This is a genomic window from Maritalea sp. S77 (genome assembly GCF_049801075.1).
GTDB lineage: Bacteria > Pseudomonadota > Alphaproteobacteria > Rhizobiales > Devosiaceae > Maritalea.
Map to the genome: position 1 here is coordinate 272413 of NZ_JBNAGG010000003.1, position 14595 is coordinate 287007.

The 14595-nt window shown below is 48.5% G+C and carries 17 protein-coding genes; 8 read left to right on the forward strand and 9 right to left on the reverse strand.

Going from position 1 to position 14595, the window contains the following annotated elements; all coding sequences use genetic code 11:
* Positions 1 to 235: 235 nt before the first annotated feature.
* The 5 genes from ACP15Y_RS12110 to ACP15Y_RS12130 all read right to left on the reverse strand — a co-directional run bounded on the left by ACP15Y_RS12110 (position 236) and on the right by ACP15Y_RS12130 (position 3389).
* Positions 236 to 973: an anti-sigma factor gene (locus ACP15Y_RS12110; protein WP_424983347.1), complete on the reverse strand. Its 738-nt coding sequence runs from the start codon at positions 971 to 973 to the stop codon at positions 236 to 238.
* Entirely contained in the window at positions 963 to 1529 is a 567-nt protein-coding gene (locus ACP15Y_RS12115; RefSeq protein ID WP_424983348.1) for a sigma-70 family RNA polymerase sigma factor, read from the reverse strand. Before ACP15Y_RS12115 ends, ACP15Y_RS12110 begins: the two co-directional genes overlap by 11 nt.
* An 85-nt stretch (positions 1530 to 1614) precedes the next feature.
* A complete protein-coding gene (locus ACP15Y_RS12120; protein WP_424983349.1) occupies positions 1615 to 1992 on the reverse strand; it encodes a helix-turn-helix domain-containing protein in 378 nt (125 codons plus the stop codon).
* Complete coding sequence (locus tag ACP15Y_RS12125) at positions 1989 to 2633, reverse strand: Smr/MutS family protein (RefSeq protein WP_424983350.1); 645 nt, start codon at positions 2631 to 2633, stop codon at positions 1989 to 1991. Before ACP15Y_RS12125 ends, ACP15Y_RS12120 begins: the two co-directional genes overlap by 4 nt.
* Before the next feature lie 3 nt (positions 2634 to 2636).
* Positions 2637 to 3389: a Tim44/TimA family putative adaptor protein gene (locus tag ACP15Y_RS12130; protein WP_424983351.1), complete on the reverse strand. Its 753-nt coding sequence runs from the start codon at positions 3387 to 3389 to the stop codon at positions 2637 to 2639.
* A gap of 146 nt (positions 3390 to 3535) precedes the next feature.
* On the opposite strand from ACP15Y_RS12130, the gene ACP15Y_RS12135 reads away from it, so the two are divergent.
* Positions 3536 to 4009, forward strand: coding sequence for an FxsA family protein (locus tag ACP15Y_RS12135; protein ID WP_424983352.1), 474 nt, complete (start codon positions 3536 to 3538; stop codon positions 4007 to 4009).
* A gap of 84 nt (positions 4010 to 4093) precedes the next feature.
* A complete protein-coding gene (secB, locus tag ACP15Y_RS12140; protein WP_424983353.1) occupies positions 4094 to 4588 on the forward strand; it encodes a protein-export chaperone SecB in 495 nt (164 codons plus the stop codon).
* 3 nt (positions 4589 to 4591) lie between these two features.
* Here the strand turns inward: secB and dnaQ are convergent, their stop codons facing one another.
* Genes dnaQ through ACP15Y_RS12160 form a run of 4 tightly spaced genes read right to left on the reverse strand, consistent with a single transcriptional unit; the run spans position 4592 to position 7365 of the window.
* A complete protein-coding gene (dnaQ, locus tag ACP15Y_RS12145) occupies positions 4592 to 5287 on the reverse strand; it encodes a DNA polymerase III subunit epsilon (protein ID WP_424983354.1) in 696 nt (231 codons plus the stop codon).
* 38 nt (positions 5288 to 5325) lie between these two features.
* Positions 5326 to 5940: a dephospho-CoA kinase gene (gene coaE, locus ACP15Y_RS12150; RefSeq protein WP_424983355.1), complete on the reverse strand. Its 615-nt coding sequence runs from the start codon at positions 5938 to 5940 to the stop codon at positions 5326 to 5328.
* Positions 5933 to 6772 (reverse strand): shikimate dehydrogenase, encoded by an 840-nt coding sequence (locus tag ACP15Y_RS12155; protein ID WP_424983356.1) that lies wholly within the window; start codon positions 6770 to 6772, stop codon positions 5933 to 5935. The genes coaE and ACP15Y_RS12155 overlap by 8 nt, the downstream gene beginning before the upstream one ends.
* The gene (locus ACP15Y_RS12160) at positions 6769 to 7365 is read right to left on the reverse strand and encodes a Maf family protein (RefSeq protein WP_424983357.1); all 597 of its coding nucleotides are present in this window, start codon (positions 7363 to 7365) and stop codon (positions 6769 to 6771) included. The genes ACP15Y_RS12155 and ACP15Y_RS12160 overlap by 4 nt, the downstream gene beginning before the upstream one ends.
* A 438-nt stretch (positions 7366 to 7803) precedes the next feature.
* On the opposite strand from ACP15Y_RS12160, the gene hemE reads away from it, so the two are divergent.
* From hemE to rsmG, 6 genes are all read left to right on the forward strand, one after another.
* Complete coding sequence (gene hemE, locus ACP15Y_RS12165; protein ID WP_424983358.1) at positions 7804 to 8838, forward strand: uroporphyrinogen decarboxylase; 1035 nt, start codon at positions 7804 to 7806, stop codon at positions 8836 to 8838.
* A gap of 4 nt (positions 8839 to 8842) precedes the next feature.
* Positions 8843 to 9268 (forward strand): protoporphyrinogen oxidase HemJ, encoded by a 426-nt coding sequence (hemJ, locus tag ACP15Y_RS12170; RefSeq protein ID WP_424983359.1) that lies wholly within the window; start codon positions 8843 to 8845, stop codon positions 9266 to 9268.
* A gap of 150 nt (positions 9269 to 9418) precedes the next feature.
* Positions 9419 to 10684: a transcription termination factor Rho gene (rho, locus tag ACP15Y_RS12175; protein WP_424983361.1), complete on the forward strand. Its 1266-nt coding sequence runs from the start codon at positions 9419 to 9421 to the stop codon at positions 10682 to 10684.
* A gap of 18 nt (positions 10685 to 10702) precedes the next feature.
* On the forward strand, positions 10703 to 12004 hold the full coding sequence (gene mnmE / locus ACP15Y_RS12180) for a tRNA uridine-5-carboxymethylaminomethyl(34) synthesis GTPase MnmE (protein ID WP_424983362.1): 1302 nt from the start codon (positions 10703 to 10705) through the stop codon (positions 12002 to 12004).
* Positions 12005 to 12049: 45 nt separating this feature from the next.
* Positions 12050 to 13936 carry a tRNA uridine-5-carboxymethylaminomethyl(34) synthesis enzyme MnmG gene (gene mnmG, locus ACP15Y_RS12185; RefSeq protein WP_424983363.1) on the forward strand — a complete coding sequence of 629 codons (1887 nt, stop codon included), beginning with the start codon at positions 12050 to 12052 and terminating at the stop codon, positions 13934 to 13936.
* A complete protein-coding gene (rsmG, locus tag ACP15Y_RS12190; RefSeq protein WP_424983364.1) occupies positions 13936 to 14595 on the forward strand; it encodes a 16S rRNA (guanine(527)-N(7))-methyltransferase RsmG in 660 nt (219 codons plus the stop codon). Before mnmG ends, rsmG begins: the two co-directional genes overlap by 1 nt.

Sequence of the window (14595 nt, forward strand, 5' to 3'; positions counted from 1 at the left end):
CTTGCACTTTTCGTTTCCCACTCGAAGTCACCCGCATTTGGCAAGTGCCACTGATATGTGTCGATCTCAACTCACTAGCTGTTAAGGCATCGTCCCCTGTTAGCGTACGTCTTTAAAAATAGATCTCATCATCTCTCCTGCTTTGTGGTGGTTCGGTTAAGCCGAAAAATCATGCAATAAAAAACCGGGGCGGTATAGGCCGCCCCGGCTTAAAAAATTCATGGATTGAGGAACCTCAAATCGTTCGCAACTGACCCGACGCGATAACGGGCCCGGTGGGCAGTCCCGTTGGGGAGCCGCCCAGCGGTTCAACAGAAATGGCAAAGGTTGCCCCTTCATCCAATTGCGCCAACAAAGCGTCATCTAAATCCAGTGTGGCTGTACCTTCGGCAGCAACAAGCGCGATGGAAATGGGGTTGCCTTCAGCAGGCACCAACCACAATTCATGATCATGTTCAGCACTAGACTGCATTGCGGTTACAATTGTCATTTGACGTTTGGCCCGGTCCAACCGCGCAACCATGGCCGGGCTTGTGCCCTCGCTGGTCAATGTGGCTACCAACTCTTGCGTGGTGAGGCTCGGCTGTGTCGGCGCCAAAGGACCGCCATAAATCAACATGGCCAGGGCAATTGCAGCAACCGCGCTGGTGCCCACGCTAAGGCCTCGCCAGAGATTGACGCTTTGCCACCATGCGGCAAGCCCCTTCGGAGCCGTGCTTGGCGTATCCACCAAGCCCAAACGGTTTTCAATTTGAGACCATACGGCTGGTGAAGGCATTTGAGGCTCCACATCGTCCAGCATGGGAGTGAGACGCGAGGTCCACCCATCTACCTCATGCTGAAAACTGATGCTTTGGTCGTAAAGGATAGCGGCCTGATCATGTTCGTCTTTTTCCAAAACGCCCATGGCAAACTCAGCGGCAAGCCATCGCTCTTTTTCAGTTAAATCAGAATTGTTCACGCTATTGCTCATTTCCCAAACATTCCTTTAGCGACAGCAGAGAGCGTCTTATCCATGTTTTCACCGTATTGATCGGCACTTTTAGTTCATCCGCAGCCTGCTGATAAGACCACCCGCCGAGATAGGTGCGGCGCACACATTGGGCATGATCTTGTTTCAGTTGCTCGAGGCACAAATCAATTTGCTTGGCCACTTGGCCGGACATTGTTTGCTGTTCTGGCGTTGGACTCGCGTCCGCCATCTCAAAATGCTCGTCAATCTGCTCCGTTGGCTTACCCCGCGCACGCACCCGGTCAATCGCCTGATTGCGCACAATGGTGGACAGCCATGCTACCGGTGTTGCCCGTCCCATCGCATAACGATCGGACTTTTGCCAAATCTTCACAAACGCATCCTGAAGCACATCTTCTGCCTCTTGCTTGTCCCTTAAGATACGATAGCAAACACCGAAAAGTTTCGGCGCCATCAAAGAATATAGTTCTGAAAAGGATTTTTTGTCGCCAAGAGCTGTGCGACCAATCAAAAACTCGAGTGTATCGGCACTGATATTGCGTTGTGCTTCAGTCATTTAACTTACCTTTGGCCAATATCGGCCATGGATGTAAAAAAGGGCTTATTTTAGTTTACGCAGCGTTTTGCTTTGCGGATGACTCTTATTTTTTCGCCCGCGCCCGCGCCCCGCGCTGCTCAACCTCTTGGATAAAGAATTCTAAGTCGTCTGGTTCCAAAGAACTAATATTATGCGCCAACTTATTGGTCAGCTCAGTTGCTTTTGGGTCCAATCCAGCCGTGTCGATGGTGATTTTTGGGTCGGACAATTCGGCAAGTCGTTGCAGTTCTTCAGCTTCGTCCCAAATCACATTAAAATAGGCGATAATACGCTGCAGCATATACCAGGTGGGCTTGCCGCGATGACCATGCTCCAACGCCGACAAATAGGCACTAGATACGTTTAGATCTCCCGCCATTTGCTTTAGCGTGATTTTCCGTTCACGCCGCATTTGGCGCATTTTGGCACCTAATGGGGTCATTTCGGATTCCGTTTTAACCTAATATAGAGCGCCCCTTCCCCACCATGGGATTGGCCCGCGCCCTCAATGCCAGCAATCATGCCCCGCAAATGTGGCTCTTCCAACCACTGAGGTACACGATAGCGCAACACGCCCTTTTGCTCAAAATGCGCGAAATCCGTACGCCGAACCCCTTTGCCTGTAATCACCAACAAATTGCGATGACCGCGAGAAAAAGCACTGGCAACAAAGTGGCTTAGCGCCCCGTGCGCTTCGTGTTGTCTAAGGCCGTGCAGGTCCAGAGTCGCATCAATCGGCACCCGTCCGCGGGTCAATCTGCGCTTGGTTTTCGGGTCGATGCGTTTTTCGCTGACCTTGTGGCGCAACACCGAATTGATGTGCGGCTGCACGGTTGATTGCTGATGCGGGGTATGCGGCAATAAAGGCGCCCATTGGCGCTTACCGCCAGCAGTGGATTTCGCGGTGCTGGATTTTAGCTTTTGCTTTTGGCTTTCAAGCGGCGTTTCACCTTTTTCAGGCGGGGTAATTCGGCGCAAAGATTGAAGGTTTTCGGGTTTTAATGGCGAAACAGACCGAGTCACTTCCGTCCATAAATGCCAATCGCCCAAATCCTGCGCCTGTTTTTTGCCCCGCCGCGCCATTTATCAGTCCAGCTGATCAGTGCGGACCAATTTCCAGTTCGGATCGCGTGATTTCACCGGACGGGCAAAAGTCCATTCGTCAGCAATATCAACAATTGCGTCCACGTCGCCTTCAACCACTTCGCCAGATTTATCGCGCACAGCGCTGACCACTTGGGCCCGATAATCGATGGTAACCAAGGCATCTTTGCCTTCAAATTCAACATCAACAACCTCAACATTATTGAAGCCAACAAAAGTGAATTGATTGGTTTGACCCTGGGCCTCGCGTTCGTTGATCGCCTGCTCAAACTCTTCATAGATCGAGCGATCAAGCAGCATTTTCAATGTCTTCTTGTCGCCTTGAGCGAACGCCACAACGATCATTTCGTAAGCGGAAATTGCGCCATCCAAAAACTGCTTTGGTGAAAAATCGCGATCCAAGTCAGCCAATTCCTGCAGGCCTTTGGCCACATTGCTGCGCTCGCCTGCAACCCGATCGATCTCCGCTTCAATTTTTAGGCGACGTTTTTGCGCATCCAATTGCGGCCGCGAATTGGCGATATTATCACGCTTGCCCAAATCGATGACATTGCCCGCGTCTTTTTCCTTGGCGCTTTCAGATTCTGGCGCCTTATCGCGGTCATTATTATTGTCTTGCTGGTAAGGCGGGCGCTCTTCACCGGTACGTGTGCCCAAAACAGAGCGCAGCCGGAAAAGCACAACCACAGCAATAATCAAGAAGATAAGGGTGGTTGGATCTAAAAAGTCTTGCATATTTGCCTCATCATGCGCGAATGCGCGCTCGCAATTTCATTATTTCTTCCTATATATATGTCAAGATACGCTTATGGCCAGCTTTGAGACCAATGATTGGTCAAAGAAATGTCATTTTGTCACATGAACGCTGAAAAGGAGTGAATTTGTCCCGAATTCTGTTTGCCCTGTTTGTGGTTGTGCCCATTATTGAAATTGCCATTTTCGTGGCACTTGGCGGCCTGATCGGCTTCTGGTGGACCATGGGCGGCATTGTGTTTACCGCAATTTTGGGCTCGTTCCTGTTGCGGCAACAGGGCATGTCGGTTCTGTTTTCTATTCAAAACAAGCTCAATGCGGGCGGGTTTCCTGCGCAAGAGATTGTTGATGGGGTCATGTTGGCCATTGCTGGCGCGTTATTGCTGACGCCAGGTTTCTTCACTGATGCTGTTGGCTTTTCTTTGTTTGTGCCAATGGTGCGCCAAACATTGTTCCAAGAGTTGCGCAAACGCGCGAAAGTGGTTTCGGCCACCTCTTATCAATCTTATCGGCAAGACCCGCGCGGCGATGATTACACCCGCCGCGACGAGGATGGCGTGATTGATTTGGACGAAGATCACTGGCGAGAAGACCGGAACTAATTGAAGGGCTTTTGGCTTCTTGTCGTGCTCGCCTAAAAGTGATAGCCACATGGGCGAAGAATTCTAAACAAACTGGGCAGGAACATGGCCGAAGAAGAAAACAAAGCAGCCGCTGCGGATCAACCCGCACCATCACTCAACATTGTTGGTCAATATATCAAGGATTTGAGCTTCGAAAACCCGAACGCACCAGCGTCTTTGAGTGCGGGTGAAGCCCCACAGATTGCGATCTCTATCAATGTGGGCGCGCAAAAACAGCAAGAAGAGCTATATGCGGTAGAATTGACCATCAATGCCAAAGCCGAGCGCGACAATAAAGTTTTGTTCAGCGTTGAGTTGGTTTATGGCGGCCTGTTCGCGATTAAGAATTTCCCAGAAAATCAATTGCACCCCTTGGTGATGATTGAGTGTCCGCGCTTGATCTTCCCATTTGCACGCCAATTGCTGGCAACAGTGACGCAAACTGGTGGTTTCCCTCCATTGTTGATGGAACCAGTAGACTTCTCTTCAATCTATCGTCAGAATTTGGAAGCTGCTGCCGCGCAACAGCAAGCCAATGGCGATGCTAAACCAAATTAAGGTTTACGACCAATATTTGGCCCAAAGCGCCTCTTCATTCATTTGAAGCACAAATTGTTTGTGGCGCTCTATTTGATCTTGGGTCAAACGTGAATTTAAAGGGGCCGGACGCTGACGCGCGGCCTCTTTTTTTATGGTCACGCCTTCATTTTGATTTTCGGTTTGCGCTGCGAGCGACAGGCCAACTTGGCGACCGCCCAAAAGCTCAAGATAGACTTCTGCCAAAATTTCACTATCGAGCAAGGCGCCGTGAAGGGTGCGGCGGGTATTGTCGATACCATAGTGGCGGCATAGAGCATCCAGATTTACGCGTGCACCAGGGTGCTTCTTGCGCGCCAGCATCACGGTGTCGATCACTTCATTGTCAAGCCGGCGTTTGCTGGCCCATTCCAATTCAGCCTGCAAGAAGCCCATATCAAAGGGCGCGTTGTGGATCACCAGTACCGAATCAGCGACAAAATCGAGGAAATCGTCCGCTATGTCTTTGAATAAGGGTTTGTCGGCCAAAAACTCATTGCCCAAGCCGTGAACCTTAAAGGCTTCTTCCGGCATATCGCGCTCTGGATTGCAATAAACGTGATAATTATTGCCCGTGGGAATGTGGTTGATGAGCTCAACACAGCCAATTTCCACCAGACGATCGCCCGTTGCCGGATTGAGACCCGTTGTTTCCGTATCCAACACAATTTCGCGTTTCAAAGTTTTGGTCCCCGCGCCGCAATTTCGCTGCGGCTATTTTAGTGGGCTTTGGCGGCCAAACAAGCTTTGATGATCTCATCCACAGCCGATTGTGTTTTGGCGAGGTCAGTGCCGGTATCAATTTCAAAATCGGCGCGAGATCGCTTCTCATCTTGTGGCATTTGCCGCGCGACGATGGCGGTGAATTTATCCTCGTTCATCCCCGCACGCGCCAAAGCCCGTTGCTTTTGTATCTCTGGTGCGCAGAAGGTAACGGCAATGAAATCTGTCGGGTAATTTTTGCCGGTTTCAAACAATAATGGGATCTCCAAAATTGCTAATTTCTCATTATTTCCAGCGGCTTGTTCCAAAAATTTGTGCATTTTTTGTTGCACCATTGGATGGATTAGTGCTTCAAGTTTGGCCAGATTTTCTGGATTTCCCAATACATGTTTCGAGAGGGCGGCACGGTCTATTTGTCCATCGATGATGGCATCAGGAAACAGCCTGCGCATCGGTTCAATCGCTTCATGTTTGTAAAGATCGTGCACAGCCTGATCCGCATCATATATCGGGATATCCCGCTTGGCGAACATGCCTGCCACGGTGGATTTACCTGTGGCGATGGAACCTGTGAGGCCCAAGACGATAGGCTTGCGACTGGAATTAGCCATTTTTGATCTCCGCCAGCATATATTGGATCAGGTCTTCATCAACTTCGGGCTTTTGACCGAACCAAATTTCAAACCCTGGTACCGCTTGGTGCAACAACATGCCCAGACCCGTTGCAATTTTAAGCCCTCGCGCCTCTGCATCTTGGAGCAACGGTGTCATTAGTGGAGTGTAGACAATGTCTGTGACAATTGCGTTCTCTGGTAGTTTATGCACATCCAGTTGGTCAAACCTTGAGCCGTGCATGCCGATTGAGCTGGTGTTGACTACAAAATCTGCTTGAGGCGCCAATTGATCAAATTGATCAAGGGTTTGCGGTACAATGGGTCCGTCAAATTCACTGGCCAATTGTTCGGCACGGGCGAACGTACGATTGAGCAAATAGATGGTTTTAAAGCCTTTATCCACAAGCGCGGCCAGGATTGCTCGCGCTGCGCCGCCCGCACCTAAAATGATGGCACATTCTTTATGTAGATCCCAATGTGGCAATTGGTGAGTGAGATTGGCCAGAAAGCCATATTCATCACTATTATCGCCCATGATTTTACCGTTTTCAGCCCAAATTGTGTTCACCGCACCGATTTTTTTGGCCGTATCGGTGTGTTGATCACATAGATCAAATGCCAATTGCTTATGCGGAATGGTCACATTGCCGCCGCGCAATTCACCATTTCGGACTTGCTCGATCAATTTCGGCAAGGTTTGCTCATCTGTCTCAATAGCGGAATAAGTACCTGAAATATTGTACTTTTTAAGCCAGTAGCCATGCAGCAAGGGTGATTTGGAATGTTTGATCGGGTTGCCTGTGACAAAGGCTTGCAGTGGACCACTCATGAAAGCGCCCCCACTTCACGCAAGGCCTTCAGCAAAGGCAGAAGCGGCAGGCCCAAAACAGTGAAATAATCGCCATCGACCTTTTCGAACAATTGCACGCTCGGTCCTTCCAGTTGATAACCGCCTGCGCATTGTAAAAGCTCATCACCCGACGCGGCGATTACCTTTTCCATCTCTTCATCTTTGAAATTGCGCATGGTGAGTTTTACCGTTTGGCTGGTTTCAGCCAAAATTTGGTTATTTTTTGCAATGACCGCCGCACTTATCAGGCTATGGGTTTTGCCACGCATCATCTTAAGCTGCTCGCGCAAATGATCTCCATCTCGAGGTTTATGCAGCGGCATTTGGCCCAACATGATCGTTTGGTCGGCGCCAATCACAAAGCGATCATTATGTTGCTGGGCCACTGCGAACGCTTTTGCAGCGGCCAAATGTGCCGTACGGGCCTTCTGATCGAGTTTTGACAGCTGGTTATCACGCTCTATTGCGCGTTCATCCACATGCGCCGCAACAACATCAAAATCCACAGCTGCGCGGGTTAATAATTGTGCACGAAAGACACTTTTTGAAGCCAAAATAATATTGTTTTTCATATACTTACCTAGTTATCCCCGATGAACTGTGGGCAAATGTGTGAATGAGCAGCTGCTGGTCCTTCTTGATCATTTTTCCGCGTCTTTTTCACCGTTGGCTCAAATTTCATGCACAGCTTTTGCCATGGTTAAAAATTGATTAAGGAAAATGTGGATTTCGGGCATAAGACTCCTTATCCAAAACTGTACCCGATTTGTGTACAGCTTTTCCACCTGTTATGCAGTAACGCTTTTTTAACCGTTAATCCTTTGTTAACGGGCAAAATTTACGTTTCGTTAACTTTTTGCCGTTGGATACAGATTTTTGATCAACATAGAAGGGTCTATGTGCCGCATGTGGATTAGGGTTGTGGGAAAGAAAGAATTCCTGCAAAACACAGATAAGAAGAAAAAGAAGAAAGATATAAATATCTTATCTATTGGATTTATAGGGAAAAGGTGGACCGATTGACCGACCGCAAATTGCTTCAATGCGTATTAGGACAGAAATTTGATGTGCCCCCCATGTGGATCATGCGGCAAGCTGGTCGATATTTGCCTGAATATCGTGAGGTTAGGGCATCAACAAAGGGATTTTTGGATCTTTGCTATACGCCTGAAAAGGCGATTGAAGTCACCTTACAGCCTCTAAGACGTTTTGATCTGGACGCAGCTATTTTGTTTTCAGATATTTTGGTTATTCCAGACGCTTTGGGACAGTCAGTGCAATTTCAGCCAGGCGAGGGACCGTTGCTAGAGCCTTTGGAAGGTATGGATGATGTGAAGGCCTTGTCGGTGGACAAGGTGTTGGATCATCTCAACCCTGTGCTGGAGACAGTTTCTGGATTGCGTTCAACGATTGATGACCACAAAACGCTCATTGGCTTTTGTGGTGCACCTTGGACTGTGGCGACCTATATGATCGGGGGCAAAGGTTCACCTGACCAAGCTGCGGCACGTTTATTTGCGTTGCAACAGCCAGAAGCTTTTGCAGCTTTGATGGATGTGTTGGTTGAGGCGAGCGCGAGATATTTGATTGCTCAATTCAAAGCGGGTGCCGATGTGGTGCAGATTTTTGAAAGCTGGGCTTTGAATCTGGATGAGGTCGCCTTTGATTCCTATGTGATCGCCCCCACAGTTAAATTGATCAATAAGGTGCGTGCAGAGATTCCAAATGCGCCAATTATTGGCTTTCCACGCGGCGCGGCTGCAAATGTGCCGAAATATATCAAAGCGACAGGTGTAAATACGGTTGGCGTGGATTATGCGACGCCGCTTCACTATGCAAAGGACCATATAGCGCCTCTGGCGACCGTACAGGGCAATTTGGACCCCTTGCGGCTGGTGGCTGGTGGCGATCAGATGAATCGCGCTGTAGATGCCATCCTAGAGGCTTTTAGCGATACGCCGCACATCTTCAATTTGGGCCATGGTATTGTGCCGCAGACGCCGATTGCGCACGTGGAACAATTGGTCCGCCGGGTGAAGGGCTAAAATTATGCTTTGGGTGAAGTCATTACACATTATTTCCATCATCGCCTGGATGGCGGGTATGCTCTATTTGCCGCGGTTGATGGTTTATCATGCAGATGCGGAGAAGGGCTCCACCCAAAGTGTAACCTTTAAAATTATGGAGCGTCGGCTGCTGAAAGCGATTATGACGCCGGCCATGATTGCCAGTTGGGTGTTTGGCTTGTGGTTGGTGTTTGGGTTTCAAATGGCCAGTTTCACTGACATTTGGTTTTTGATTAAGTTTGCCAGTGTTTTGGCGCTGTCTGGCATGCATGGTTTCTTGTCGCGACAAGTTAAAGACTTTGCCAAGGATCAAAACCAAAATAGTGCGAAGTTCTTTCGAATGATCAATGAAGTGCCAACTCTATTGATGATCATTATTGTTATAATGGTGGTTGTGAAGCCGTTTTAGTTAAATTGGTTGAGCCAATAGTTTTCTTGAACCGCCAAAAGAATTGCGTTATAGCTGTCCCACTTGAGGCGAACTGATTTGTTTCATTCAGTTCCTCACCTCGAAAATCCCACCCTTAGTTTTATCTGCCCACACTAGGATACGTCCTTCATGCAGAATATGAAGCTCCGAGAGCTTAAGGCTAAAACACCAGCCGAACTTTTGGCATTTGCCGAAGAAGTTGAAGTCGAAAATGCAAGCACCTTGCGCAAGCAGGAATTAATGTTTGCGATACTTAAACAATTGGCGGAAAATGACGTCGACATTACCGGGGAAGGCGTTGTTGAAGTTTTGCCTGACGGTTTTGGGTTTTTAAGAAGCCCAGATGCCAATTATTTGCCCGGCCCTGATGATATTTATGTCAGCCCATCTCAAATTCGGCGATTTTCCTTGCGCACCGGTGATACGGTCGAGGGTCAAATTCGCTCTCCAAAAGATGGCGAACGCTATTTTGCGCTGCTCAAGGTCAATTCGATTAATTTTGAAGAACCTGATCGTGCGCGCCACAAAGTCAATTTTGACAATTTAACACCGCTTTATCCTGATGAGCGCTTCAATATGGAGGTGGCAGACCCCACCACCAAAGATAAAAGCGCCCGGATCATTGATTTGGTTGCGCCTTTGGGTAAAGGCCAGCGCGCGCTGATTGTGGCGCCGCCGCGCACCGGTAAAACCGTGTTGCTGCAAAATATCGCCCAATCGATCGCAACCAATCATCCAGAATGTTATTTGATCGTATTGTTGATCGATGAACGACCTGAAGAAGTGACTGATATGCAGCGTTCTGTACGCGGCGAAGTGATTTCTTCGACCTTTGATGAGCCTGCCTCTCGTCACGTACAAGTGGCAGAAATGGTGATCGAAAAAGCCAAACGTTTGGTTGAGCATAAGCGCGATGTTGTGATTTTGCTCGATTCGATTACCCGTTTGGGCCGCGCTTACAACACTGTGGTGCCATCCTCTGGTAAAGTTTTGACCGGTGGTGTGGATGCCAACGCGTTGCAACGGCCGAAGCGCTTTTTCGGTGCCGCACGGAACATTGAAGATGGTGGCTCTTTGACCATTATCTCAACCGCCCTGATCGATACCGGCAGCCGCATGGATGAAGTGATCTTTGAAGAATTTAAAGGCACAGGTAACTCTGAGCTTATTCTTGATCGTAAAGTTGCTGATAAGCGCGTCTTCCCAGCCATCGACATTACCAAGTCTGGTACCCGTAAGGAAGATCTATTGGTCGACAAGGATACGCTTAAAAAGATGTATGTCTTGCGTCGTATTCTCAACCCAATGGGCACTGTCGATTCGATCGAATTCTTGTTGGATAAGCTGCGTCAGACCAAGTCAAATGCAGAATTCTTCGATTCTATGAACACTTAGTGATGGGTGAGGCTGCGCATGGATACCATTATTGCGTTGTCCAGTGGAAGTCTGCCATCAGGTGTTGCAGTGTTGCGGCTTTCGGGCCCAGCAGCCACTGAAGTTCTTGAAGGTTTGGGGGTAACATGCCCCCAAGCTCGTTTTGCTCAATTTAGCACCCTTGAGGATGAAAACGGACAGCCCATTGATGAGGCGCTCGTTTTGTATTTTCCTGCACCACACAGTTTCACAGGTGAGGACATTGTTGAATTGCAATGTCATGGCAGCCAAGCCGTTGTGCAGAGGCTTTTGACACAAGCGATTGCGCATCCAAATGTGCGGCTGGCGGAGGCTGGAGAGTTTTCCCAACGCGCATTCGAAAATGGCAAGATGGATCTGGTTGAAGTTGAGGGCCTTGGGGATCTTTTGGATGCCAAGACTGAAAACCAGCGTCAATTGGCCTTAAGCCGAATGCAGGGCGGTATCTCCGATAAAGTTCAGCATTGGCGCACGCAAATTATTGATCTCCTTGCTGAGATTGAAGCACGTTTGGACTTCAGCGATGAAGGCGATGTTGAAGACAGTTTACCCACTGGATTTCAACAGGATATCAACAAACTCGTCGAAAGCATCCAATCTGCGTTAAGCGGTTATAATAGCGGCCAAATCATCAAAGATGGATTTAACGTCGCCCTAGTTGGCCGTCCAAATGTGGGTAAGTCAACATTATTGAACACCTTGGCAAAATCCGACCGTGCGATTGTTACGGACATTCCAGGGACAACGCGTGATGTAATTGACGTGGAGATCGATGTTGAAGGCCAGCTTTTTCGGCTCTTTGACACAGCCGGCATAAGGCAGACTGATGATGTTGTCGAGTTGGAGGGAATTAGTCGGTCCTATCGGGCAATTGAACAGGCCAACCTTGTTATCGAGCTTATCGATGCAAGTAAAACAAGTGAAGCCGTATATCCACATGCAGATTGGCAATTATACACCAAGCAAGACTTGCAAGATTCCGACGAAGTGGATTCACGTGAAACACTGAAGGTCTCAGCCAAAACCGGTGCAGGGATTTCCGACTTGATGAAGCGTTTGGTAGAAGCTGCCGCTGAAGTTAAAGATTCACGTGAAACCATGTTGATTTCACACCAACGGGATCGAACAGCATTAGATGATGCACTTTTGCACTTGAATGCTGCCGCGGATTTGAATAAACCACTTGAGTTTATCGCCGAGGATTTAAGACAGGCGACTTTACCGCTCTCGCGTCTTATTGGCCTTGTTGATGCGGAGCAGATTTTAGATCGACTATTTGCTGGATTTTGCATTGGCAAATGATTCACGTGAAACAGTGCGAACTGGATTCACGTGAAACAGGGAAATGTGCACATGACTCAAAACAATCAATTTGATGTCGTTATTGTCGGCGGCGGCCACGCAGGCTGCGAAGCGGCTGCTGCATCTGCACGCGTGGGTGCCAAAACCGCTCTCATCACCCATCAATATGCAAAAATTGGCGAAATGTCATGTAATCCTGCCATTGGTGGATTGGGTAAAGGTCATTTGGTGCGAGAGATTGATGCACTAGATGGGCTAATGGGTCGCGTTGCTGATCAGGCGGGCATTCAATATCGGTTATTGAACCGGCGAAAAGGGCCAGCGGTGCGCGGCCCCCGTGCGCAAGCTGATCGTAAGCTTTACAAGCAAGCCATGCAAACGGCAATCGATGCTCAAGTGAACTTAATGGTTCTTGAGGGCGAAGTCGATGATATCATTACACAAAATGGTGACGTGACAGGTGTGAAACTCGGCGATGGTACACACATTGAGTGTACGAAAGTGGTGTTGGCGACAGGAACTTTTCTAAGGGGTCTTATCCACCTTGGTGAAAAGAAAATCCCCGCGGGTCGGGTGGGTGAGGCGCCAGTGCTTGGACTTTCAGAACGCTTGGAACAGTTGGGCCTGCTGCTGGGTCGGTTGAAGACGGGGACACCGCCACGTCTTGATGGGCGCACTGTCAATTGGGATGTTCTTGAAGTCCAACACGGGGACGCGGAGAAGGAAGCCTTCTCCATGCTGACCGATGAAATTACAGTGCCACAAGTGCCATGTTATATCACGCGCACTGACAAAAAGATGCATCAAATTATCGAAGACAATCTGCATCTTTCTGCTATGTATTCCGGTCAGATAGACAGCAAAGGTCCGCGCTATTGTCCGTCTATCGAGGACAAAATTGTACGCTTTAATGATCGCGAGAGCCACCAAATCTTTTTGGAACCTGAAGGCTTGGATGATCATACGATCTATCCAAATGGACTTTCGACGAGCCTGCCCGAAGATGTGCAATATGAATTTATCCGTGCATTGCCGGGGCTTGAAAATGCAGAAATTATTCAACCTGGCTATGCCATCGAATATGATTATGTTGACCCGCGCGAGCTGACCCATGAGCTGGAGTTGCAAAAGCAGCCTGGGCTCTATCTAGCAGGTCAGATCAACGGCACGACAGGATATGAGGAAGCAGGCGCGCAAGGTCTTCTAGCTGGGGCCAACGCCGCACTTGCTGCCTTAGGCAATGACGGTTTACATTTATCTCGTACGCAAAGCTATCTCGCTGTGATGATTGATGATTTGGTCACGCGCGGAGTGACCGAACCTTATCGTATGTTTACGTCAAGAGCAGAGTTTAGATTACATCTGCGGGCCGACAATGCAGATCAACGACTAACCCCAATTGGGCTGCAATATGGTTTGGTTGGTGAAGTTCGTGAGGCCGCTTTCCTCAATAAGATGGATGCCTTAAATCACGCAAGCGATCTGTTGAAATCTTTGTCTATCACGCCAAATGAGGCAGAAAAGCAGGGCTTGAAAGTTAATGCAGATGGCGTCCGCCGCTCTGCATTTGAATTGCTGTCCTATCCGAATATTGAGTTGGAAGATCTAACACGGATTTGGCCAGAACTTGCCAATCTCGACTCAAAGGTGATTGAGCAAGTGAGTGTTGACGCGCAATATGCTGTTTACTTGGATCGACAGAAGGCTGACGTTGAGGCGATGCAGCGCGATGAGAGGCGGGCAATTCCTGACTGGATGGATTACAATCAATTGTCAGGTCTATCTGGCGAAATGCGCCAAAAGCTAGAGCAAGCACAACCAAAAACCATTGCACATGCGCAGAAGATTGAGGGTATTACACCGGCCGCCATCACGTTGATTCTAGCTGTGATTAAGCGCGGCTACTTGGTGAAGAAGACAGGTACGCATTAATGCAGCCAGCAAAGCAAGCGGTTGGGATCTATCTTGAGGGTCTAAATTTTTCCTCTGATGAAGATCTGGACGTGGACCAAATTATGTCAGATTTGTCTGGCTATGAAAACCAGCTGATAAAATGGCAAAAAATTAAGAACCTTGTTTCACGTGAAACACTCTCTGAAATTTGGTCAAGGCATTTTCTCGATAGTCTGCAACTTATCCCAATGATTCCGGAAGAATCCAAGGTGATTCTTGATATGGGAAGCGGCGGTGGATTTCCGGCGATTCCATTGGCAATTGTACTCAAAAATCAGTCAATTGCTGTGCATTTGGTCGAATCCAATGGTCGAAAAGGATCTTTTTTGCGACAAATTGTGCGCGATTTGGGATTGAACGCGTCGGTACATACAGAGCGTGTGGAATCGCTGAAACCCCAGGAAATCGGGCATATAGACGTGTTTACAGCACGAGCATTTGCATCATTAACGGATGTTTGCGGCTATATTTATCCCTTATGGCAACAAAATTCTGTGGGATTATTCCAAAAAGGCCGGGGATATAGCAAAGAAATAGAAGAATCTTTGCAAAAATGGCGCTATAGTTATTCCACAGTGGAAAGCGAGACCCTAGGTGATGCTGCGATCGTCAAAATGACCGATTTGATGCAGAAATAG